General features: G+C 71.0%; 19 protein-coding genes. 4 read left to right on the forward strand and 15 right to left on the reverse strand.

From position 1 onward, the window contains the following. Positions 1-9: 9 nt before the first annotated feature. The gene (locus ACFY0I_RS26330) at positions 10-1,683 is read left to right on the forward strand and encodes an alkaline phosphatase D family protein (protein WP_388900491.1); all 1,674 of its coding nucleotides are present in this window, start codon (positions 10-12) and stop codon (positions 1,681-1,683) included. Between the two features lie 221 nt (positions 1,684-1,904). Then, positions 1,905-2,852 (forward strand): zinc metalloprotease, encoded by a 948-nt coding sequence (locus ACFY0I_RS26335; protein WP_388900788.1) that lies wholly within the window; start codon positions 1,905-1,907, stop codon positions 2,850-2,852. 146 nt (positions 2,853-2,998) lie between these two features. Here ACFY0I_RS26335 and ACFY0I_RS26340 read toward each other — a convergent pair whose 3' ends face one another. Next, positions 2,999-3,577, reverse strand: coding sequence for a dienelactone hydrolase family protein (locus tag ACFY0I_RS26340; protein WP_388900494.1), 579 nt, complete (start codon positions 3,575-3,577; stop codon positions 2,999-3,001). A gap of 48 nt (positions 3,578-3,625) precedes the next feature. On the opposite strand from ACFY0I_RS26340, the gene ACFY0I_RS26345 reads away from it, so the two are divergent. Next, positions 3,626-4,663, forward strand: coding sequence for a mechanosensitive ion channel family protein (locus ACFY0I_RS26345; RefSeq protein ID WP_388900789.1), 1,038 nt, complete (start codon positions 3,626-3,628; stop codon positions 4,661-4,663). Positions 4,664-4,690: 27 nt separating this feature from the next. Here the strand turns inward: ACFY0I_RS26345 and ACFY0I_RS26350 are convergent, their stop codons facing one another. The 5 genes from ACFY0I_RS26350 to ACFY0I_RS26370 all read right to left on the reverse strand — a co-directional run bounded on the left by ACFY0I_RS26350 (position 4,691) and on the right by ACFY0I_RS26370 (position 9,523). Next, positions 4,691-6,283 carry a Na+/H+ antiporter gene (locus tag ACFY0I_RS26350; RefSeq protein ID WP_388900497.1) on the reverse strand — a complete coding sequence of 531 codons (1,593 nt, stop codon included), beginning with the start codon at positions 6,281-6,283 and terminating at the stop codon, positions 4,691-4,693. 189 nt (positions 6,284-6,472) lie between these two features. After that, on the reverse strand, positions 6,473-6,949 hold the full coding sequence (locus ACFY0I_RS26355) for a GNAT family N-acetyltransferase (protein ID WP_388900500.1): 477 nt from the start codon (positions 6,947-6,949) through the stop codon (positions 6,473-6,475). Beyond that, positions 6,946-7,887 (reverse strand): RluA family pseudouridine synthase, encoded by a 942-nt coding sequence (locus ACFY0I_RS26360; RefSeq protein ID WP_281205993.1) that lies wholly within the window; start codon positions 7,885-7,887, stop codon positions 6,946-6,948. Before ACFY0I_RS26360 ends, ACFY0I_RS26355 begins: the two co-directional genes overlap by 4 nt. 52 nt (positions 7,888-7,939) lie before the next feature. After that, positions 7,940-8,506: a signal peptidase II gene (gene lspA / locus ACFY0I_RS26365; protein ID WP_388900503.1), complete on the reverse strand. Its 567-nt coding sequence runs from the start codon at positions 8,504-8,506 to the stop codon at positions 7,940-7,942. Between the two features lie 216 nt (positions 8,507-8,722). Then, positions 8,723-9,523: a TraR/DksA family transcriptional regulator gene (locus ACFY0I_RS26370; RefSeq protein ID WP_388900506.1), complete on the reverse strand. Its 801-nt coding sequence runs from the start codon at positions 9,521-9,523 to the stop codon at positions 8,723-8,725. A 541-nt stretch (positions 9,524-10,064) separates the two neighbouring features. Here ACFY0I_RS26370 and ileS point away from each other — a divergent pair. After that, positions 10,065-13,211, forward strand: coding sequence for an isoleucine--tRNA ligase (gene ileS, locus ACFY0I_RS26375; RefSeq protein WP_388900508.1), 3,147 nt, complete (start codon positions 10,065-10,067; stop codon positions 13,209-13,211). Positions 13,212-13,709: 498 nt separating this feature from the next. Here the strand turns inward: ileS and ACFY0I_RS26380 are convergent, their stop codons facing one another. The 9 genes from ACFY0I_RS26380 to ftsW form a co-directional block, all read right to left on the reverse strand. After that, positions 13,710-14,951: a DivIVA domain-containing protein gene (locus tag ACFY0I_RS26380; RefSeq protein ID WP_388900511.1), complete on the reverse strand. Its 1,242-nt coding sequence runs from the start codon at positions 14,949-14,951 to the stop codon at positions 13,710-13,712. A gap of 76 nt (positions 14,952-15,027) precedes the next feature. Next, positions 15,028-15,324 (reverse strand): YggT family protein, encoded by a 297-nt coding sequence (locus ACFY0I_RS26385; RefSeq protein ID WP_030155988.1) that lies wholly within the window; start codon positions 15,322-15,324, stop codon positions 15,028-15,030. 60 nt (positions 15,325-15,384) lie between these two features. Beyond that, complete coding sequence (locus ACFY0I_RS26390) at positions 15,385-16,002, reverse strand: cell division protein SepF (RefSeq protein WP_281206000.1); 618 nt, start codon at positions 16,000-16,002, stop codon at positions 15,385-15,387. 170 nt (positions 16,003-16,172) lie between these two features. After that, a complete protein-coding gene (locus tag ACFY0I_RS26395) occupies positions 16,173-16,892 on the reverse strand; it encodes a YggS family pyridoxal phosphate-dependent enzyme (RefSeq protein ID WP_388900514.1) in 720 nt (239 codons plus the stop codon). Further along, the gene (gene pgeF, locus ACFY0I_RS26400) at positions 16,879-17,628 is read right to left on the reverse strand and encodes a peptidoglycan editing factor PgeF (protein ID WP_388900517.1); all 750 of its coding nucleotides are present in this window, start codon (positions 17,626-17,628) and stop codon (positions 16,879-16,881) included. Before pgeF ends, ACFY0I_RS26395 begins: the two co-directional genes overlap by 14 nt. Continuing rightward, positions 17,625-18,827 (reverse strand): cell division protein FtsZ, encoded by a 1,203-nt coding sequence (gene ftsZ / locus ACFY0I_RS26405; protein WP_388900520.1) that lies wholly within the window; start codon positions 18,825-18,827, stop codon positions 17,625-17,627. The genes pgeF and ftsZ overlap by 4 nt, the downstream gene beginning before the upstream one ends. A 279-nt stretch (positions 18,828-19,106) precedes the next feature. Further along, on the reverse strand, positions 19,107-19,934 hold the full coding sequence (locus ACFY0I_RS26410) for a cell division protein FtsQ/DivIB (protein ID WP_388900522.1): 828 nt from the start codon (positions 19,932-19,934) through the stop codon (positions 19,107-19,109). Between the two features lie 32 nt (positions 19,935-19,966). Then, positions 19,967-21,061, reverse strand: a complete 1,095-nt coding sequence (gene murG, locus ACFY0I_RS26415) for an undecaprenyldiphospho-muramoylpentapeptide beta-N-acetylglucosaminyltransferase (protein ID WP_281206005.1) — start codon at positions 21,059-21,061, stop codon at positions 19,967-19,969. Positions 21,062-21,067: 6 nt separating this feature from the next. Further along, positions 21,068-22,429: a putative lipid II flippase FtsW gene (gene ftsW, locus ACFY0I_RS26420; RefSeq protein ID WP_388900525.1), complete on the reverse strand. Its 1,362-nt coding sequence runs from the start codon at positions 22,427-22,429 to the stop codon at positions 21,068-21,070. Positions 22,430-22,489 lie beyond the last annotated feature (60 nt).

A 22,489-nucleotide genomic window follows, 5' to 3' on the forward strand; every position in this document is an offset into this window, starting at 1 on the left:
TCCTTGTCCGTGACCAGTCATCTCACCCCTTCCGCCGGCTCCGCCGAGCGCCCGGCCCACCCGCGCCGCCGTACGGTCGTCCTGGCCGCCGCGGCCACGGCCGCACTCGCGCCGATCACCGCCCTGGGCACCCCGGCCGCCCACGCGGCGGGCGTCGCGCCCGCCTTCCTCCACGGCGTCGCCTCCGGCGACCCGCTGCCCGACGGGGTCCTGCTGTGGACCCGGGTCACCCCGACGCCGGAGGCCGCGCCCGGCTCCGGACTCGGCCCGGCCGTGGCCGTGGGCTGGGAGGTGGCCGAGGACAAGGCCTTCACCCGCGTCGTGGCCTCCGGCACCGTCACCGCGAGCGCCGCCTCCGACCACACGGTCAAGGCGGACGTACGCGGCCTGCGCCCCCGGACCCCGTACTGGTACCGGTTCACCGCCGGCGCCGGCGTCTCCCCCGTCGGCCGGACCCTGACCACCCCGGCCGCCGACACCACCACCCCGGGGGTCCGCTTCGGCGTGGTCTCCTGCGCCAACTGGGAGGCCGGCTACTTCTCGGCGTACCGGCACCTCGCGGCCCGCGCCGACCTGGACGCGGTCCTGCACCTGGGGGACTACATCTACGAGTACGCCGGCGGCGGTTACCCGGAGGCGAAGTACACCGTCCGCGCGCACGAGCCGAAGCACGAGATCGTCACCCTGGCCGACTACCGCACCCGGCACGGCAAGTACAAGACGGACACCGACCTCCAGTCACTGCACGCGGCGCACGCGATCGTCGCGATCTGGGACGACCACGAGTTCGCCAACGACGCCTGGGCGGGCGGCGCCGAGAACCACACCCCGGGCGCCGAGGGCGACTGGGCGGCCCGGGCGGCCGCCGCCAAGCAGGCGTACTTCGAGTGGATGCCCGTACGCGCCTCCATCGCCGGCACCGTCTACCGGCGCCTGCGCTTCGGCACCCTCGCCGACCTGCACCTGCTCGACCTGCGCTCCTTCCGCTCCCAGCAGGTCAAGGTGGGCTCCGGATCGGTGGACGACCCGGAGCGCACCCTCACCGGGCGGGCGCAGCTGGACTGGCTGAAGCAGGGGCTGGCGACCTCCGACGCGACCTGGAAGCTGGTCGGCACCTCGGTGATGATCTCGCCGGTGGCGTTCGGCGCGCTGCCCGCGCACCTGCTCCAGCCGCTCACCAAGCTGCTCGGCCTGCCCGAGGGCGGCATCGCGGCCAACGTGGACCAGTGGGACGGCTACACGGACGATCGCAAGGAACTCCTGGGCCACTTGAAGGACCGGAACATCAAGAACACGGTGTTCCTGACCGGCGACATCCACATGGCGTGGGCGAACGAGGTCCCGGTGCACAAGGCGACGTACCCGAGCTCGGGCAGCGCGGCCACCGAGTTCGTGGTGACCTCGGTGACCTCCGACAACGTGGACGACATCCTCCACGTGCCGGCGGACACGGCCTCGCTGGTCGCCGAATCGGCCATCAAGGCCGCGAACTGGCACGTGAAGTGGCTGGACATGGACTCCCACGGCTACGGGGTCCTGGACGTCACGGCCGAGCGTTCGCAGATGGACTACTACGTGGTCTCGGACAAGCGGCGGCAGGACGCGACCTCCGCCTGGACCCGCTCGTACCGGACACCGAACGGGACGCAGAAGGTGGAGCGGGTGTACCAGCCCAGTCACTGACGAACCGTCAATCCTGTTGTAAAAAGGGGCGCTTGGTTCACTCCAGGCGCCCCTTCGGCGTCGGAATCGACAAATCTTTTACCTCGGGATCTTGACCTGAATATGTCATGCACACATAAGCTTCGCGCCAGTCGGAGAGATCCTCCGGCCACCACCCCCCACCGCGAGGAGCACCCGTGCGCGCCCATGCCCGCATATCCCCCCTTCTCCGCCGCCGCCTGATGACCACGGCGGTCCTGGCCGGAACCCTGGCCCTCACCCCGCTCTCCACCCCCACCACGCTCGCCGCCGCCAAGACCCCCGCCGAGGTGTGCGCCGAGGAAGGTACGACCGGGGCCGCCGCCAACGCCCGTGTCGCCCGTCCCGAGGACGAGCACGCGGCCGACCCCAACGAGGTCACGGACGCCCAGGTCAAGGCGATGGACGCCGACCTGAAGAAGAAGCTCGGCCGACTCGGTCCGCAGCAGCTCGACGGCCTGCGCGCCGGCGCGGCCGCCGCGACGACCATCCCGGTCTACTTCCACGTCATCCACAACGGCACGGCCGGGAAGCTGACCGCGACCGACATCAACAAGCAGATGGCGGTCCTCAACGCCGCGTACGGCGGCCAGGGCACCGGCAACGTCAACTCCGGCTTCCAGTTCACCCTGGCCGGGACCGACTACACGAACAACGCCGGCTGGTACAACGTCTCCGACGGCACCACCGCGGAGAAGAACATGAAGAACGCCCTGCGCAAGGGCGGCAAGAACGCGCTGAACGTCTACACCGCCAACCTCGGCGGCGGCCTGCTCGGCTGGGCGACCTTCCCGAGCTCCTACGCCTCCCAGCCCAAGATGGACGGCGTGGTCCTGCTCAACAGCTCGCTGCCCGGCGGTTCCTCCGCGAACTACAACGAGGGCGACACCGGCACCCACGAGGTCGGCCACTGGCTCGGGCTCTACCACACCTTCCAGGGCGGTTGCTCGGGCAGCGGCGACTCCGTCTCCGACACCCCGGCCGAGAAGAGCGCGGCCTTCGAGTGCCCGACGGGCCGTGACACCTGCACCGCCACCGGCGCGGACCCGATCCACAACTTCATGGACTACACGTACGACGCCTGCATGTACCAGTTCACCGCGGGCCAGGTGACCCGGATGAAGAGCATGTGGACGGCCTACCGGGCCTGATCACGACCCGGTCGCACGACCGCGGGCACGGTCCGGCGCAGGTCGCCGGTCCGTGCCCGTCCGTGCCCGTCCCCGGTTGTCCGCGGTTGTCGTCGGCGGGCGTCGGTGGGCGTCGGTGGGCGTCGGTGGGCGTCGGTGGGCGTCGCCTACAGGGTGTCGAGGAACCCGAGCGACACCTTCCAGGCCTGCTCCGCCGCCTCCGCGTCGTAGTCGTCGAGGTCCGGGTCCGTGAACAGGTGGCCTGCGCCGGGATAGGTGTGGACCTCCACGTCCGCGCCGGCCCGCCGCATCCGCAGGTACCACGCGGTCAGCCAGTCGTGCGGCTCGAACGGGTCCGGGTCGGCAATGTGCAACTGCACCGGCAGCTCGTCCGCCGAGGCGTCCTCCGCCAGGTCCGCCGTCCCGTGCAGGAGCAGCAGCCCGCGCGCCTTGTCGTCGGCCAGGGCCAAGTGCTGGGCGACGGAACCGCCGAAGGAGAAGCCCGCGTAGACCAAGCCCTGGTCGGAGTGCGGGGCCGCGGCCAGCACCGCCCGCTTGAGCAGCTCGTCCCGGCCGATCTCCTCCTGGTGGGCGATGCCTTCCTCGACCGTCGCGAACGTACGGCCCTCGAAGAGGTCGGGCACCTCGACCCGGTGTCCGGCCGCCCGCAGCCGGTCGGCCGCCGCGTGCACCGCGGGCCTCAGCCCGTACGTCGAATGGAAGAGCATGATGTTCATGTCTCCCATCGTGCCAGTTTCCCGGCGGGTTCCCCGGTTACGTTCTCTGGCATGGATATGGAGAACATCCTGCGTCCCCTCGTCGTCATCGGCATCGCCCTGGCGCTCGCCCTGCTCGCCGGATGGTTGCTCGACCTGCTGCTCCGCAAGGCGGACGCCCGGCATCCGGAAACCCCGCTCTGGGGGTTGCTGCGCCGCTGCGGCCTGCCGTTCCGGCTGGTCCTGGGCACCGCCCTGCTGCGCGGCAGCTACCGGCAGGCGAGCGTGCTGCCCGACCACACCGTGGGCGTCGGCCGGGCGCTGACCCTGGTCATGATCGCCTCGACGGCCTGGCTGCTCGTGGGCATCGCCACCGCGATCGTCGACGCCTCGTACGCGCGCTACGCCTCGGCCGCCCCGAACGACGCCCGGGTCCGCCGGGTCCGCACCCAGGTCACGCTGATCCAGCGGGTGGTCACCGCCGTGGTCGTGGTGGTCGCCATCGCCGCCATGCTGCTGACCTTCCCCCCGATGCGCACCCTCGGCGCCTCCATGCTGGCCTCGGCCGGCGTGCTCGGCATCGTCGCGGGCATCGCCGCCCAGGCCGCCCTCGGCAACCTCTTCGCCGGACTGCAGATCGCCTTCGGCGACACCGTCCGCATCGGGGACACCGTGGTCGTGGACAAGGAGTGGGGCACGGTCGAGGAGATCACCCTCACCTTCCTGGTGGTCCGCACCTGGGACGAGCGCCGGATCACGATGCCGGTCTCGTACTTCACCAGCAAGCCGTACGAGAACTGGTCGCGCGGCGGCGCGGAGATGACCGGCACCGTCTTCTGGCACCTGGACCACTCGGCGCCCGTCGCCCTCATGCGGGAGCGGCTCGCGGAGATCCTCAAGGACGTGCCCGCATGGGACGGCCGCTCCTGCGGCCTGGCCGTCACGGACACCACCCCGCACACCATCCTGGTCCGCGCGGTGGTCACCGCGAAGGACGCGGACGACATCTGGACGGTGCGCTGCGCGGTGCGCGAGCAACTGATCACCTGGCTGACCGAACACCACCCGTACGCCCTCCCCCGCGTCACGACGACGGAGGCCGCTCCCCGCCCGTAGCCGCGACCCGGTCGCGCCCGGGCGGTGCTACGGGCTGCGCAGGCTGCGTACGTCGAGGTGGCGCAGGACCCGGTCCACGATCTCGGGGTCGGAGCCGGGTTCGCTGCGGGCGGCCAGCACCTCGTGACGGGCGGCGGACATCATCTCCCGCTGGATCCGCTGGATGTGCCGGATGCGTTCGACCCGCTGGGCGTAGGCCTCGCGCCGTTCCTCGTCGACCATGTCGGGGCTGATCCTGGCCCCGACGTCGTAGGCCCGCCGGTACAGCGTCTCCACCAGGTCGTCGGGCAGGTCCTCGACCTCCTCGATCTCCTTCAGCCGCCGCTTGGCGGCCTTCGCGGCGCGGACCGCGAGTTGCCGTTCGGTCTCCCGCTCGGCGTCCACGTCCGCCTCCACGCCCAGCCGCCGCACCAGCCAGGGCAGGGTCAAGCCCTGGCAGACCAGGGTCACCATGATCACCGCGAAGGCGATGAAGACGATCTCGTCCCGTCCGGGGAAGGGCTCACCGGCCTCGGTCTTCAGCGGGATGGCGAGGGCCAGGGCCACCGAGGCCACCCCGCGCATCCCGGCCCACCACATGACCACGCTCTCGCGCCAGCTGACCGGGATCTCCTCGTCGTAGTCGCGGCGCCGGTGGAGCTTGCGCGCCAACCAACCGGCCGGCAGCAGCCAGATCAGCCGGACTCCGACCACGACCGCGATCACCACGATCGCCCAACCCGCCATCTCCCAGACGCGGCCCTTGGCGACGCTGAAGACGTTGTGCAGTTCCAGGCCGATCAGCCCGAACGCCACCCCGGTGACCAGCATGTCGACGACTTCCCAGAACGTGTGCCCGGCGAGTCGCCCCAGGACGTCGTCGGCGTCGGAGGCGTACTCGGCGAGGAACAACGCCGTCGTCAGTACGGCCAGCACACCGGAACCCCGCATTTCCTCGGCGACGACGTACGACACGAAGGGCACCAGCAGCGTCAGCCCGATCTGGAGCGTGGCGTCGTCGAGCCGGCCCATGAGCCGCTGGGTGGCCCAGCCGAGGGCGAGCCCCACCGCCAGGGCGACCACGGCGGACAGCACGAACTCGCCGAGGGCCTCGGGCCAGGAGAAGCTGCCGCTCACGACGGCGGCGACGGCCACGTGGTAGAGCACGATGGCGGTGACGTCGTTGAACAGCCCCTCGCCCTCCAGGACGGACACCATGCGGCGCGGCAGCCCGAGCGAGCCGGCGACGGCGGTGGCCGCGACCGGGTCGGGCGGGGCGACCAGCGCGCCGAGCGCGACGGCGGCCGCAATCGGCAGGGCCGGGATGACGGCGTGCGCCACGGCGGCGACGGCGGCGGTGGTCACGAACACCAGGGCGACGGCCAGCAGCAGGATCGGCCGGACGTTGGCGGTGAACTGCCGCCAGGAGGTCCGCTGCACCGAGGCGTACAGCAGCGGAGGCAGCACCAACGGCAGGATGTAGTCGGGCGGGATGTCCACGTTCGGCACGGCGGGTACCAGCGCCAGCACGATCCCGCCGAGGGTCATCAGTACCGGCGAGGGCAGCCCGAGCCGGTCCCCGAGCGGTACGGTGACGACGGCTCCGAGCAGCATGACGAACAACAGGGCGAGCTGATCCACTCCCCCACCCTGCCGGCCCACCCGGCCGACCGAAGCAGCCACACCCCGTGTCGCCCCGCGGGCGCCCGAACCCGGCCCGCCGACCCCGGCAACGGCGCCGCACGCACCAACGGTGCAGGGGCCGAGGCCCCAGGGGATCAGGGGATCAGGGGATCAGGGGATCAGGGGATCAGCGGCACCCTCCCCGGCTCACCGCCCGGCCAGGGCCCTGCGCATGGCACGGTGCGCGATGTCCGCGTCGAGGAACTCCGGCCCGTAGGCCACGTACCCGAGCCGCTCGTAGAAGCCGAGCGCATGCGTCTGCGCGCCCAGATCGACGGCGGCCAGCCCGAGCCGCACCGCCTCCGCCTCGATCGCGCGGACCAGCGCCACCCCGACGCCCAGTCCGCGCGCGGACTTGGTGACGGCCAGCCGCCCGAGGGAGCCGACCTCCGGGGAGCCCGTCTTGCCCAGCGCCCCGGGCCCGTACAGCAACCGGCCGGTGCCGAGCGGCTCGCCGTCCGGCCCGGTGGCCAGTACGTGCAGGGCGATCGCGTCGTAGGCGTCGTACTCGATGGACTCGGGCACCGACTGCTCGACGACGAACACCTCGGTCCGCACGGCGTAGCAGGCGGCCAGGTCGGCGTCGCAGGACGCGACCCGGACGGTGACGGCGGGGGCCGTCACTGGCTCTCGGCCCGGATCACATCCAGGGCGTGCCGCAGGTCCGCCGGGTAGCCGCTCTCGAACTCCACCCACTGGCCGTCGGAGGGGTGCTCGAAGCCGAGGCGGACCGCGTGCAGCCACTGGCGGGTCAGCCCCAGCCGCTTGGCGACGGTCGGGTCGGCCCCGTAGGTCAGGTCGCCGACGCAGGGGTGCCGGTGCGCGGACATGTGCACGCGGATCTGGTGCGTGCGCCCGGTCTCCAGCTTGATGTCCAGCAGCGAGGCCGCGCGGAAGGCCTCGATCAGGTCGTAGTGGGTGACGGAGGGCTTGCCCTCCTGCGTCACGGCCCACTTGTAGTCGGCGTTCGGGTGCCGGCCGATGGGGGCGTCGATGGTGCCGCTCATCGGGTCCGGGTGTCCCTGCACCAGCGCGTGGTAGCGCTTGTCCACGACGCGCTCGCGGAACTGGTTCTTGAGGGAGGTGTACGCGCGCTCGGACTTGGCGACGGCCATCAGGCCGGAAGTGCCGACGTCGAGGCGGTGCACGATGCCCTGGCGCTCGGCGGCGCCGGAGGTGGAGATCCGGTAGCCGGCGGCGGCGAGGCCGCCGATGACGGTGGTGCCCGTCCAGCCGGGGCTCGGGTGGGCGGCGACGCCCACCGGCTTCATGATGACCACGATGTCGTCGTCGTCGTGGACGATCTCCATGCCGGGGACCGGCTCGGCCACGAGCTCGACCGGACGCGGGGGTGCGGGCATCTCGACTTCGAGCCAGGCGCCACCGTGCACGCGTTCGGACTTCCCGACGACGCTGCCGTCGACCGACACCTTCCCCTCGGACGCCAGTTCGGCCGCCTTCGTCCGGGAAAAACCGAACATACGGGCGATGGCGGCGTCCACGCGCTCGCCTTCGAGGCCATCGGGAACGGGCAGGGTGCGGATCTCGGGAATCGTACTCACCTGTCGAGTATGCAGGACTCGGCAGACGGCGATTCCCGCGAGCGCCCCGCGATCAGTCCTTGTGGACGGTGCCGTCCGGGTCCAGGCCCCGGAACGAGAGCAGGACGATGAGGATGCCGCCGCACACGATCGCCGAGTCCGCGAGGTTGAAGACCGCGAAGTGCGCGGGGGCGATGAAGTCGACGACCGCACCGCGGAACACGCCCGGCGAACGGAAGATCCGGTCGGTGAGGTTGCCCAGCGCGCCACCGAGCAGCAGGCCCAGCGCGATCGCCCACGGCAGGCTGTAGAGCTTGCGCGCCAGCCGCACGATCACGACGATCACGCCCGCCGCGATGCAGGTGAAGATGATGGTGAAGGCCTCGCCGAAGCCGAAGGCCGCTCCGGGGTTGCGGATCGCCTCGAACCGCAGCAGGTCGCCGACGATGTCGATCGGCGGCTGGTGCTCCAGCTTCGCCACGACCAGCATCTTGCTGCCGAGGTCGAGCAGGTACGCCAGCAGCGCCACGACGAGCAGCGCGACGATCCGCCGGTGCCCCTTGGGCGCGTCCGGCTCCGCCTGCGGCTCGGCGCCGTCCCCGACCTCCGGCGTACCGATGATGCGCTCCGCCTCTGCCACGTGAGTCCCTCGAACTAGCGCGAACCAGGTGGCCGGCGCGCGGCGCCGGATGCCTGGACCCTGACTGGTACACGAGAGTACGTCAGGGTGCGCGCGAGCGCCCCGGCCCGGGCCGCTCCTCGCGCGTCAGCCGCTCCTCGCGCGTCGGAGGCACCGACCGGGACCACGACGAAACGACCCGGGCCGCGGGAGCGCCCGGGATCCGAAAGGGACGCCCTAGTGGCGCCGCTCCTGCTTCTGCTTGCAGTCCACGCACAGGGTGGCCCGCGGGAAGGCCTGCATCCTGGCCTTGCCGATCGGCTGCCCGCAGTTCTCGCAGAGCCCGTACGTGCCCGCCTCCAGACGTTCCAGGGCCCGCTCGGTCTGCTCCAGCATCGAGCTGGCGTTCGCCGCGAGGGCGAGCTCGGACTCCCGGGTGATGTTCTTGGTGCCGGTGTCGGCCTGATCGTCGCCCGCGCCGTCGCCCGAGTCCCGCATCAGGCCGGTGATCGCCACCTCGGAGGCCTCCAGCTCGGCCCGCAGCCGCAGCACCTCCGACAGCAGCTCCGTACGGGCCTCCTCGACCTCACCGGTCGTCCACGGGTCCTCGCCGGGACGTACGGCGAGCTCCTCGGGGGCCAGGGGCGCGGTGGCCCGCGCCTTGGGGAGTCCGCTGGTGGCGGCCGTGGCCGTCTTCCTGGCCGTACCCGCAGTCTTCTTGGCAACCACTTTCCGAGCTCCCGTCTTCTGCGCGGCCGGGGCCGCCCCCTCGGCCGCGGCCGTCTTGGCCGTGGCCTTGCTCGTGGTGCGCTTCGCCGCCGGGGACCCGGCGGACCGGGCCGCCTTCGCCGTTTTGGCGGTCCTGGCGGTCTTGGCGGTCTTGGCCGCCTTGGCGGGCTCGGCAGGTTCCGCCGCCGCCGACTTCTCGGCCGGGGGCTTCTTCGCGGTCGCCTTCTTGGCAGGAGCCGCCCGCTCGGTGGCAGGCGTGGAGCCTGGCACAGCAGCCACCTCCTGCGTCGCCGTCTTCTTCGCCACCATGGCCGCGGCCCCTTTTCACATACTGTGATCTTGTTTGTGAATCGTGCCGGAACGATAATTCGGCTCCGACCCCACGGCAACGGGGCACGCGTCCATCGAGGTCAACCTGCATCCGTTGTGCCCAGCGTGACGCCCGGTAATCCGCCCCGCCCGCCCCGGTGGATCCCGCACCGGCCCGTCGGCCCATTCGGGTCATACCGCCGCCGCCCCGCGCCCCGCCGCCGACCGGCCCAAACCGGTCGTCCGGGCGCCGCACCGGCCCGTACACTGGGCGCAGCGAGAGGCATGGATGGGGACGAGTAGCGTCGGACGCAGCCAGGAGCGACCCGGGGACGGTGAGAGCCCGGGGGCGAGCGCGATGCGAAGGATCACCCCGGAGCCGCCGGAAGAAAGCCCCCAGGGCCCGTAGAACCGGCTTCGCACCCCAATGAGGGGGCCACCGGCACGTCCGGGGGCCAAGGAGGGTGGTACCGCGGGAGCCGTCAGCGCTCTCGTCCCTCCGGACGGAAGTGACACCCCGCCGGAGGAAGAGTTCAGCCTCATGACCACACCGCCGCAATACCGCCCGGTACCCGCCCAGGTCGACCTGCCTGCCCTTGAGCACGCGGTCCTCGACTTCTGGCGCGAGAGCAAGACCTTCGCCAAGACCCTGGAGCAGTCCGAGGGCCGCCCCGAGTGGGTCTTCTACGAGGGCCCGCCCACCGCGAACGGCATGCCCGGCGCGCACCACATCGAGGCCCGCGTCTTCAAGGACGTCTTCCCCCGGTTCCGCACCATGCGCGGCTACCACGTCGCCCGCAAGGCCGGCTGGGACTGCCACGGCCTGCCCGTCGAGCTCGCCGTCGAGAAGGAACTCGGCTTCAACGGCAAGCAGGACATCGAGGCGTACGGCATCGCCGAGTTCAACGACAAGTGTCGCGAGTCGGTGACCCGCCACACCGACGCGTTCGCCGAGCTCACGACCCGGATGGGCTACTGGGTCGACCTGGACGACGCCTACCGGACCATGGACCCCGAGTACGTCGAGTCCGTGTGGTGGTCGCTGAAGGAGATCTTCAACAAGGGCCTCCTCACCCAGGACCACCGCGTCGCCCCCTGGTGCCCGCGCTGCGGCACCGGCCTGTCCGACCACGAACTGGCCCAGGGCTACGAGACCGTCGTCGACCCCTCGGTCTACGTCCGCTTCCCGCTGACCTCGGGCCCCCTCGCCGGCGAGGCCGCGCTGCTGGTGTGGACGACGACCCCCTGGACCCTGGTGTCCAACACGGCGGTCGCGGCCCACCCCGAGGTCACGTACGTCGTCGCGACGGACGGCGAGCAGAAGCTCCTCGTCGCCGAGCCGCTGCTGGAGAAGTCCCTCGGCGAGGGCTGGGAGGCCACCGGCCAGTCCTTCACGGGCAAGGAGATGGAGCGCTGGACGTACGAGCGTCCGTTCTCCCTCATCGAGTTCCCCGAGCCCGCCCACTACGTCGTGAACGCCGAGTACGTCACGACCGAGGACGGCACCGGTCTGGTCCACCAGTCCCCCGCCTTCGGCGCCGACGACCTCGCGGTGTGCCGCGCGTACGGCCTGCCGGTCGTGAACCCGGTCCGTCCCGACGGCACCTTCGAGGAGGAGGTCCCGCTCGTCGGCGGCGTCTTCTTCAAGAAGGCCGACGAGAAGCTGACCGCCGACCTCGACGCGCGCGGCCTGCTCTTCAAGCACATCGCCTACGAGCACAGCTACCCGCACTGCTGGCGCTGCCACACCGCGCTGCTGTACTACGCGCAGCCCTCCTGGTACGTCCGCACCACCGCCGTCAAGGACGCGATGCTGCGGGAGAACGAGAAGACCAACTGGTTCCCGGACTCCGTCAAGCAGGGCCGCTTCGGCGACTGGCTGAACAACAACATCGACTGGGCGCTGTCCCGCAACCGCTACTGGGGCACCCCGCTGCCGATCTGGCGCTGCGAGGATGACCACCTCACCTGTGTCGGCTCGCGCGCCGAGCTGAGCGAGCTGTCCGGCACGGACCAGTCGCAGCTGGACCCGCACCGCCCGTACATCGACGCCGTCACCTTCCCCTGCACCGCCGAGGGCTGCTCGCTCGAAGCGGTCCGCGTGCCGGAGGTCATCGACGCCTGGTACGACTCGGGTTCCATGCCGTTCGCGCAGTGGGGCTACCCGTACAAGAACAAGGAGATCTTCGAGAAGCGCTACCCGGCGCAGTTCATCTCGGAGGCCATCGACCAGACGCGCGGCTGGTTCTACACGATGATGGCGGTCGGCACCCTCGTCTTCGACAAGTCGTCCTACGAGAACGTGGTCTGCCTCGGCCACATCCTCGCCGAGGACGGCCGCAAGATGTCCAAGCACCTGGGCAACATCCTCCAGCCGATCCCGCTGATGGACCAGCACGGCGCCGACGCCGTCCGCTGGTTCATGGCCGCCGGTGGTTCGCCGTGGGCGGCGCGGCGCGTGGGCCACGGCACGATCCAGGAGGTCGTCCGCAAGACGCTCCTCACCTACTGGAACACGGTCGCCTTCCAGGCCCTGTACGCCCGCACCTCCAACTGGGCCCCCTCCGCCGCGGATCCGGCCCCGGCCGACCGCACGGTCCTGGACCGCTGGCTGCTCTCCGAGCTGCACACCCTGACCGCCGAGGTCACGGACGCGTTGGAGGCGTACGACACCCAGCGCGCCGGCAAGTTGCTGTCCGCGTTCGTCGACGACCTGTCGAACTGGTACGTCCGCCGCTCGCGCCGCCGCTTCTGGCAGGGCGACGCGGCCGCGCTGCGCACCCTGCACGACGTGGTCGAGACGGTGACCCGGCTGATGGCCCCGCTGACCCCGTTCATCACGGAGCGGGTCTGGCAGGACATGATCGTCCCGGTCACCCCGGAGGCCCCGGAGTCGGTGCACCTGTCGAGCTGGCCGGTCGCGGACACCGGGGCGATCGACCGCGGCCTGTCCCAGCAGATGCTGCTGGTGCGCCGCCTCGTCGAGCTGGGCCGGGCGACCCGCGCGGAGTCGGGCGTCAAGACCCGTCAGCCGCTCTCGCGCGCGCTGGTCGGAGCGGTCGGCTTCGACGCCCTGTCCCCGGAGCTGCGCGCCCAGATCACGGAGGAGCTGAACGTCTCCTCCCTGGCCTCCCTTTCGGAGGTCGGCGGGTCCCTGGTGGACACGACGGCGAAGGCCAACTTCCGCGCCCTGGGCAAGCGCTTCGGCAAGGGCGTGCAGGACGTCGCGAAGGCCGTCGCCGCGGCCGACGCGGCGGCGCTGTCGCTGGCCCTGCGGGGCGGCTCCGCGGAGATCGAGGTGAACGGCGAGACCGTGGCCCTCACCCCGGAGGAGGTCATCATCACCGAGACCCCGCGCGAGGGTTGGTCGGTGGCCTCCGACTCCGGCGCCACGGTGGCCCTGGACCTGGAGATCACCCCGGAACTGCGGCTCGCGGGCCTGGCCCGTGACGCGATCCGACTGATCCAGGAGGCCCGCAAGAACTCCGGGCTGGACGTCGCGGACCGGATCGCCCTGCGCTGGTCCTCCCCGGACGAGGAGGTCGTCACGGCTCTGACCGACCACGCGGCCCTCATCGCCGACGAGGTCCTGGCCACCGACTTCGCCCGGGGCGACGCCGAACCCCAGCACGGCCCGGCGTTCACGGACGACTCCCTGTCCCTGACCTTCCACCTCCACAAGGCCTGACCCCCACCACCCCACCCGGCCCGCACCCCATCAAGGGGGTGCGGGCCGTCCCCATTCCCACCCCCACGCCCTGCCCCCACCGGCATGCGAGGCGCGGGCCCACACCCCAGCCCCACCGGCATACGAGGCGCGGGGGCCGGTGGCAGCCCGGGGCAGCCCCGATCCAGCCCCACGGGCATGCGAGGCACGGGGCCGAATCAGCCCCGATCCAGCCCCACCGGCACGTGAGGCACGGGGTCGGTGGCAGCCCCCGATCCAGCCCCGCCGGCGTTTGAGGCGCGGGGGTCCGGGGGCAGCGCCCCCGGCGACGGCGCCGCACGCGCACGGGGTCCGGGCGGAGCCCGGGGAACGGAGGAAGGGCGGGGCGGGGAGATGCCCCGCGCAGCGGCACCCACCCCCGGGTACGGGAACGGGCCGGGCCCGGCACCCCCGCAGGGGAACCGGGCCCGGCCCGTGGAACTGCCGACCCCGCCGAAGCGAAGAGGGCGGCGACAACGCCTAGTTGTCGTCCTCGTCGATCAGAAAGCCCCGCATGGGAGACGGCGCCTGCATCGGCTGCGGAGCCGCCGGCCGGACCGGAGCCATCGGCTGGGTCATCGCCGGGGACATCTGCTGCTGGCCACCGTAGGACGGTCCGCCACTCATCGGCGAGGGGCCGCCCATCGGGGACGGTCCGCCCATGGACGGGTTCCCCATCGAGTGCCCCATCGCCCCGGCCGGAGCCATGGACGGGGACTGCGACGGCGGCAGCGCCGGACCGGCGGGCCCGCGCGGCGGAGCCAGGGAGTCGTCGGCCTGGGTCTCCAGCTGGCGCAGCTGCGACTCCAGGTACGACTTCAGACGCGTGCGGTACTCACGCTCGAAGCCCCGCAGGTCCTCGACCTTGCGCTCCAGCGTGGCGCGGGCGGACTCCAGGGAGCCCATCGCGACGCGGTGCTTCTCCTGCGCGTCCCGCTCCAGCGCGTCGGCCTTCGCACGGGCGTCGCGCTCCAGACCCTCGGCGCGCGAACGGGCCTCGCCGACGATCTTGTTGGCCTCGGAGCGGGCCTCCGCGATCGCCTGGTCGGCGGTCTGCTGCGCGAGCGACAGGACGCGGGCGGCGCTGTCGCCACCGGGGCCCTGCTGCGGAAGCTGCGGCTGCTGCTGGTGCATCGGCTGGCCCATGGGCTGCATCTGCTGCCCCATCGGCTGCATCTGCTGGCCCATCGGCTGACCGAGCTGGTTCTGCCCGCCCATGGACTGCTGCTGCTGCTGCTGTTGCTGCATCTGCTGCTGCTGCATCTGCTGCTGCATGGGCTGCTGCTGCGGCGCCATGGGGTGCTGTCCGCCCATGGACTGCTGCTGCATGGGGCCACCCATCGGGCCCGGACCCTGCTGTCCGTGTCCACCGGGGCCCGGGGGAAGCTGCGGCTGGCCGCCCGGAAGCTGCGGCGGGCCCATCTGCGGCTGCTGCTGCTGCGGCGGGCCGGATATGGCCGCGGGCACGGGGGCGCCGGGGCCGCGCTGGTCCTGGGGTTCCGGCTTGCGCATCCCCTGCTGCTGCTGGTTCTGCTGGTTCTGCGCGGCGGCGCGCGTGGCGGCGGCCAGCTTGGCGCGCAGGTCCTCGTTCTCGCGCAGCAGGCGCGTCAGTTCGGACTCGACCTCGTCGAGGAAGGCATCGACCTCGTCCTCGTCATAGCCTTCTCGCAGGCGGACGGTCGTGAACTGCTTGTTCCGCACGTCCTCGGGAGTCAGCGGCATGTCTTCTTCACCTCTACGTAGTCGTCGGCAGTCGGCAAGACCTGGAGCATCCCCGCGCGTGTGGGGAGCACATCGTTCACACGCTTCTCGCAGCGGTGCTCACGAAACTGATGAGGATGTAAACGATGATCATCAGAACGAAGAAGGACAGGTCGAGTGCCACGCCCCCGAGACGCAACGGCGGGATGAAACGCCGAAGAAGCTTGAGCGGTGGATCGGTGACAGTGTAGGTGGCCTCCAGGACGACCACCATCGCCTTGCCGGGTGTCCATGAACGTGCGAACTGGAACACGTAGTCCATGACCAGTCGGAAGATCAGCACGATGAGGAAGCACATCAGCGCGATGTAGACCACTTGCAGTGCGACGCCCATCCCGCGCTTCCCTCTCCCCTGCTTCCGCTCTGTTCCCGGTCCCGTATCTGACGGATCGGTCTAGCTTTGGTTGAAGAACCCGCCCTCCGCAATGCGGGCCTTGTCCTCCGCCGTGACATCGACGTTAGCAGGCGACAGCAGGAACACCTTCTGTGTCACGCGTTCAATGCTGCCGTGCAGACCGAACACGAGGCCGGCGGCGAAGTCGACCAGACGCTTCGCGTCCGTGTCGTCCATCTCCGTGAGATTCATGATCACCGGAGTGCCCTCACGGAAGTGTTCCCCGATGGTACGGGCCTCGTTGTAGGTCCGGGGGTGCAGCGTCGTGATGCGGTACGGCTCCCGCTCGGAGACGACCTTGGGCATGATCACGGGGGCGTTCTTCTCCAGGTTGGTTCGGTCAGGTGTGATGGATGCCACGGGGGCAATTCGCGCCGGACGTCCGCTTTCTACCGGCATCGGGAGGGGTTCCCGCTGCGCCGGAGGCTGTACGGCTCGTACCGGTTCGTCCCTTACGGGCGGTTGGTGCACAGGCTGCTGCCGATGGTCGCGGTCGCGCGGACGCTCCGGCTCCGGCTCGGGTTCGAACTCGTCATCGGGGTCGTACCCCGGGTTGTCGTACCGGTCGTCCTCCACGAGGCCGAGGTAGACCGCCATCTTGCGCATCGCGCCGGCCATTCTCCGAGTCCTCCGCTCTGTGGTGGATCGCCCTGTCGCAGGTGTCGCTGTGTCAGTCAGCAAGGTCGCTGTGTCACCAAAGTCACCAACTGCCCGCGATCCACGTGGTCTGTCCGCTCATCTGCGGAAATGACCATATTTTCTGCTGTGGTCCGACTTTCTTCGCGACGTTACCCGAGCCGGGGTCTCGCGCCGAGCACCGCAGTGCCGACGCGTACATGTGTCGCACCCGCCTGCACCGCCTGTTCCAGGTCCGCACTCATTCCGGCCGACACCATCGTGGCAGTCGGATGGTCTTCGCGCAGGCGGGATGACAATTCCACCAGCCTCTCGAAGGCCGCCCGTTCGCGTCCCGCGTACGTGCCGGACAGGGGGGCCACGGTCATGAGACCGTCGATCCGCAGTCCGGGCGCCCGCGCCACGAGGTCCGCCAACTCCGGCAGCAGGTCCGGGGCCGCGCCGCCCCGGGTGCCCCGTTCGCCCGACTCGGCGTCGAGGGCGATCTGTACCAGGACGCCGAGTTCGCGCCCGGTGGCCTCGGCCGCCGTCGACAGCGCCGTGACGAGCTTCGGCCGGTCGACCGACTGCACCACGTGCGCGTATCCCGCCACGGAACGGACTTTGTTCGTCTGCAACTGGCCGACGAAGTGCCAGTCGAGCGGCAGATCCGCGCAGGCCGCGGCCTTGGGGGCGGCGTCCTGGTCGCGGTTTTCCGCAACATGACGGATGCCCAGGTCCGCCAGCAGTCGTACGTCGCTCGCGGGGTAGGTCTTGGTGACCACGATGAGGGTCACGTCCTCCCGGGCGCGGCCCGCGGCCGCGCAGGCGGACGCGATGCGCTCCTCCACCCGCGCGAGGTTCTCCGCGAGTTCCGACTTACGGTCTGTCATCAATCCGTTCCAACCACACATATCCGGCGAGCCGCCCGGTCACCCGGTCACGGCGGTACGAGAAGTGGTCCCGCGACTCCAGTGTGCAGACCGGGGAACGGTGAACGGAAGCCACCCCCGCCTCGACCAGTTGCGCGTGCACCCCGGCGACCACGTCCACGGCCGGCGTCCCCCAGCTCGTTTCGGCCCACGCGGCGGGCGCCACCTCGGCGACGGCCTCCCGCATCTCGGCCGGTACTTCGTAGCAACGCCCGCAGACGGCCGGTCCCGTACGGGCGACCATGCGCGCGGGGTCGGCGCCGAGGGCCACCATCGCCTCCACGGCGGCGGGGACCACCCCCGCGACCAGCCCGGGCCGCCCCGCGTGGGCGGCGCCCGCGATCCCGGCGACGGGGTCGGCGAGCAGGACCGGAGTGCAGTCGGCGGTGAGCACGGCCAGGGCCAGGCCCCGACGCGCCGTCACCACCGCGTCGACGGCGGGGACCGGTTGCCCGGCGCCCCACGGTCCGTCGACCACGGCCACGTCCCGCCCGTGGACCTGGTTCATCCAGACCACCAGGTCCGGGTCGATGCCCAGGGTCCGCGCCGTGCCGGCCCGGTTCGCACGAACGGCGGCCGGGTCGTCTCCGACCGCGCCGCCGAGATTGAGCTCCTCGTACGGAACGGCGCTCACTCCGCCCCACCGGTCGGTGAAGGCGAAGTGGGCGCCGTTCTCGCTGTGCTGCCCCAAGGTCACTTCAAGAAGTCCGGGACGTCCAGTTCCTCGGCCGGGCTGTCCTGGTACGGCCGGGCCGTCGGGACCTGCGGCGCGGGCGGCGCGGCCTCGACCGGGATCTCCACCGGAGCCGGGGGCTCCTCACGCGGGGTGACCGTACCGAGCCCGCCGAAGGCCGGCCGGACCGGCTCGGGGGCACGGACCGGCGCGGGCGCCGGCTCCTCGCGCTTGGTGGACGCGGCACCGATGACGTTGTCCCGACGGGCCGGGGGCTGTCCGCCGTCGAAGCCGGCGGCGATCACGGTGACGCGTACCTCGTCGCCGAGCGCGTCGTCGATGACGGCGCCGAAGATGATGTTCGCCTCGGGGTGCGCGGCCTCGCTGACCAGCTGCGCGGCCTCGTTGATCTCGAAGAGACCGAGGTCCGAGCCGCCGGAGATGGAGAGCAGCACGCCGCGGGCGCCGTCGATGGACGCCTCCAGCAGCGGCGAGGAGATCGCCATCTCGGCCGCGGCCACCGCGCGGTCGTCGCCGCGGGCCGAGCCGATGCCCATGAGCGCCGAGCCCGCCTCGGACATCACGGACTTGACGTCCGCGAAGTCGAGGTTGATCAGACCCGGGGTGGTGATGAGATCGGTGATGCCCTGGACGCCCGACAGGAGGACCTGGTCGGCCGACTTGAAGGCGTCGAGGACGCTGACCTGGCGGTCCGAGATGGACAGCAGGCGGTCGTTGGGGATGACGATGAGGGTGTCGACCTCTTCGCGGAGCTCGGCGATGCCGTCCTCCGCCTGGTTCGCGCGACGCCGGCCCTCGAAGGTGAACGGTCGGGTGACCACACCGATCGTCAGGGCGCCCAGCGAGCGCGCGATGTTGGCGACGACGGGTGCGCCGCCGGTGCCGGTGCCGCCGCCCTCACCGGCGGTGACGAAGACCATGTCGGCCCCCTTGAGGACCTCCTCGATCTCCTCGCGGTGGTCCTCTGCCGCCTTGCGACCGACGGCCGGGTTGGCTCCGGCGCCGAGGCCCCGGGTGAGTTCGCGGCCGACGTCGAGCTTGACGTCGGCGTCGCTCATCAACAGCGCCTGGGCGTCCGTGTTGATGGCGATGAACTCGACGCCCTTGAGACCGACCTCGATCATTCGGTTGATGGCATTGACACCACCGCCGCCGACACCGATGACCTTGATGACTGCGAGGTAGTTCTGCGGTGCTGCCACGTCGAAGGCCTCTCGCCTCGAGTTACGTGTCGCCGCCTCGCGGGCCTGCGTTGCGACGACTGATGCCGAAATTGGGACGGTCCGTACGCGCCGACCCGAACCCTCACCCTGAAGTTTAGGGTTAGGGGTGTGTCTGTTCCTTGGACTCTTCCGAACAGGACACTAAGTCGACAAGTAGCGCGTGTTCAACGAACACGCCGAACCTCCCGTTTTTCTTTTCACCCTATGTGATCACCCGTATCGGTGGCCAACCAGGGTGCTTCGCTGTTCGACTCGACGTCAACTCCCGGACACCGCCGGGGCGGTGGGAACGCTCACGTCGAAGTGGACAGCCTTGGGAGCGGCTTTGAGCAAGGCGGTCAACGCCCGGCCCTTCGCCTCACCCAGTTCGCCGCTCCCCCACACGACCGTGCGCCCCTTGGTGAGCTCCAGTACGACTGAATCGTACGACCGCACCTTGACCTGCACGGTCTGCGCCGCGACGGCCTTCGGAAGGCTTCCCGCGATGCCCACCGCCTCGCTCAGGAGCCGCTGCTCGTCGAAGCGACGGGCGCTCGGGGACCTCGCCGCGTCCAATTCGAGAACCGGAACACCCGCGGGAGGTTTCGCGACCGTGTCGAATCGCACACCCGATGCGTCCACTTCGACGAACTCCGCGTCCTTCTTGATGAGCAGGACGGGTTTGCGTTCCGTCACTTTCAGCCCGATTCCGTGCGGCCAGGAGCGCGCCACATCGACCGAATCGATGCGGGGCAGCTTGGTGCGCACCCGCTCCGCGATCTCGTCGGTGTCGATGCCCACCAGGGGTGCGCCGACGGGCACGGCCGCGGCGGCGAGGACCTGCTCGGGGGTGAGCACCTCGGTACCGGAGGACGTGACCTTCTCGACGCGGAGCCAGGAGGATCCGTAGAGCACCCAGGTGCCGCCGCCGGCGAGGAGCACCGCGGCGGCGAGGGAGACCAGGACGGGGACCCGGCGCGAACGTCCGCCACCGGGGCCCCGCGGGCCGGTCGTCTTCGACGACCTGGGCGGCTTGGGGGGCTTGGGCGAACCGGGGCCCCTGCCCTTGCGGGCGGCCCCACGCTGCGCGGTCGTCGCTCCGGCCACTCCTGTGCCTCCTGGGTCTGTGCGTCCCCCGCTCAGCGGGCTCTGCGTGCGGCGATCGCCTCGTGGACCAGACCGACGAGCAGGTCGTCGGCGTCCCGGCGGCCGAACTCGGCGGCGGCGCGGGACATCTCGTAGAGGCGGTGCGGGTCGGACAGCACCGGCAGCACCTGGCCGAGCACCCACTCGGGCGTCAGCTCCGCGTCGTCCACCAGGAGACCACCGCCGGCCTTGACCACCGGCTGGGCGTTGAGCCGCTGTTCGCCGTTGCCGATGGGCAACGGTACGTAGGCGGCCGGCAGTCCGACGGCGGAGAGTTCGGCGACGGTCATCGCGCCCGCGCGGCACAGCATCATGTCGGCGGCGGCGTACGCGAGGTCCATCCGGTCCACGTACGGTACCGGCACATACGGCGGCATCCCGGGCATGTTGTCGACACGCGGCAGTTCGTTCTTCGGTCCGACCGCGTGGAGGATCTGGATCCCGGAGCGCTGGAGGGTCGGGGCGATCTGCTGGATGGTCTCGTTGAGCCGGCGGGCGCCCTGCGAGCCGCCGGAGACCAGCAGGGTCGGCAGGTTGGGGTCCAGGCCGAAGGCGGCGCGCGCCTCGGGGCGGACGGCCGACCGGTCCAGGGTCGAGATCGACCGGCGCAGCGGGATGCCCACGTAGCGGGCACCGCGCAGCTTGCTGTCCGGGGTGGACACGGCGACGGCGTGGGCGTACCGGGAGCCGATCTTGTTGGCCAGTCCGGGCCGGGCGTTGGCCTCGTGGACGATGATCGGCACCCCGAGCCGCTTGGCGGCGAGGTAGCCGGGCAGCGCCACGTAGCCGCCGAAGCCCACGACGCAGTCGGCCTTGGTGCGTACGAGGATCTCCTCGGCCGCCTTGATGGTGCCGCGCAGCCGTCCGGGGACGGTGATCAGCTCGGGCGTGGGCTTGCGGGGCAGCGGGACGGCGGGGATGAGACCCAGCTCGTAACCGCGCTCAGGGACCAGGCGGGTTTCGAGTCCGCGCTCCGTGCCGAGGGCGGTGATGCCCACGGTCGGGTCCTGCCTGCGCAGGGCGTCCGCGAGGGCGAGCGCCGGCTCGATGTGGCCGGCGGTCCCCCCACCGGCGAGTACGACATGCACCGAAATTCACCGCTCTCCGGACGGACGCTTCTTGACGCGCCGTCTCATCGACTTCCATATCGGCCCGCTCCGCTGCCGGCCGGACCTCGGCTGCCGCATCGCGAGCGCCGCACGCGCCGCCGGTTCCTCCCGCGCGAAGGCGATGAGGAGTCCGACCGCGAACATGGTCGGCAGCAGGGCGGAACCTCCGTAGGAGAACAGCGGGAGCGGGACCCCGGCGATCGGCAGCAGACCGAGCACCGCACCGATGTTGATCACGGCCTGGGCCGTGATCCAGGTGGTCACGCCTCCCGCGGCATACCGTACGAAGGAGTCCTCCGTGCGTCCGGCCACGCGGATACCCGCATAGCCTAGGGCCGCGAAGAGGGCGAGCACCGACAGCGTCCCCGCCAGACCCAGCTCCTCGCCCGTGATGGCGAAGATGAAGTCCGTGTGGGCTTCTGGCAGTTGACCCCATTTTTCCACACTGGCACCCAGGCCGGATCCGAACCATCCGCCGGACGCGAGGGCGTAGATGCCGTGCACGGCCTGCCAGCAAAGGTCGTTCTTGCCCGGTTCCGTCGCTCCGAGGCAGGAGAGCCGGTCCATGCGGTGCGGGCTGGTCTTGATGAGGAGTGCGACGATCACACCCGCGAACGCGAGGACGCCGACGAACATCCGGGTGGGCGCTCCGGCGAGCCAGAGCAGGCCGAACAGGATGGCGCCGAGGATCATCGCGGTGCCCATGTCCCCGCCGAGCATGATCAGTCCGAGCAGCAGGAAGGCGACCGGGACCAGCGGCACCAGCAGGTGCTTCCACTGGCTCAGCAGCGCTTTGTCGCCCTTGCGGGCCAGCAGGTCGGCGCCCCACAGGATGAGTGCGAGCTTGCCGAACTCACTGGGCTGGAGCATGAACGGACCGCCGAGGGAGATCCAGTTCTGGTTGCCGTTGATCGACACCCCTATCCCCGGGACCTGGACCAGGACCATCAGGAACAGCGTCCCGGCGAGTACGGGATAGGACAGTGCCCGGTGGAGCCGTACGGGCATCCGGGAGGCGGCCAGCATCAGGACGGCGCCGATGAGGGCGGCCAGGAACTGCTTCTTGAAGAAGTACGCGTCGCCCAGGCCCAGCTGGAGCGCCTTGATCATCGAGGCCGAGTAGACCATCACCAGGCCGAGCACGGTGATGAGCAGCGAGCTGCCGAGGATCAGGTAGTACGCGGTGAGGGGGCGGTCCCAGGCTTTGCGCAACTGCTCCTGCGTACGCCGGACGCGGGCGAGCGGCCCGCGTCCCGCGGGCCGCTCGGCGCCGGACGCCGGACGGGCCCGGCCCCTCGCCTTCACGGCGCTCGGCCGCCTCCCCGGCAGCATCTGCTTGGCCGGCATCTGTGATCTTCCCCTCCACTCGTGCGAGGCGAGCAGCCGGGTCGGGGAGGAAACCTGCCC

Origin of the sequence: Streptomyces sp. NPDC001568, assembly GCF_042893755.1 — a bacterium.
In the GTDB taxonomy this organism is placed as follows: Bacteria; Actinomycetota; Actinomycetes; order Streptomycetales; family Streptomycetaceae; genus Streptomyces.

Excerpts from the sequence above, each read along its gene's own strand:
- ACFY0I_RS26335 (WP_388900788.1), top strand. The coding sequence starts at position 1,905 with ATGACCACGGCGGTCCTGGCCGGAACCCTGGCCCTCACCCCGCTCTCC.
- ACFY0I_RS26340 (WP_388900494.1), bottom strand. The coding sequence starts at position 3,577 with ATGGGAGACATGAACATCATGCTCTTCCATTCGACGTACGGGCTGAGG.
- ACFY0I_RS26345 (WP_388900789.1), top strand. The coding sequence starts at position 3,626 with ATGGAGAACATCCTGCGTCCCCTCGTCGTCATCGGCATCGCCCTGGCG.
- ACFY0I_RS26370 (WP_388900506.1), bottom strand. The coding sequence starts at position 9,523 with ATGGTGGCGAAGAAGACGGCGACGCAGGAGGTGGCTGCTGTGCCAGGC.
- ileS (WP_388900508.1), top strand. The coding sequence starts at position 10,065 with ATGACCACACCGCCGCAATACCGCCCGGTACCCGCCCAGGTCGACCTG.
- ACFY0I_RS26380 (WP_388900511.1), bottom strand. The coding sequence starts at position 14,951 with ATGCCGCTGACTCCCGAGGACGTGCGGAACAAGCAGTTCACGACCGTC.
- ACFY0I_RS26385 (WP_030155988.1), bottom strand. The coding sequence starts at position 15,324 with ATGGGCGTCGCACTGCAAGTGGTCTACATCGCGCTGATGTGCTTCCTC.
- ACFY0I_RS26390 (WP_281206000.1), bottom strand. The coding sequence starts at position 16,002 with ATGGCCGGCGCGATGCGCAAGATGGCGGTCTACCTCGGCCTCGTGGAG.
- ACFY0I_RS26395 (WP_388900514.1), bottom strand. The coding sequence starts at position 16,892 with ATGACAGACCGTAAGTCGGAACTCGCGGAGAACCTCGCGCGGGTGGAG.
- ftsW (WP_388900525.1), bottom strand. The coding sequence starts at position 22,429 with ATGCCGGCCAAGCAGATGCTGCCGGGGAGGCGGCCGAGCGCCGTGAAG.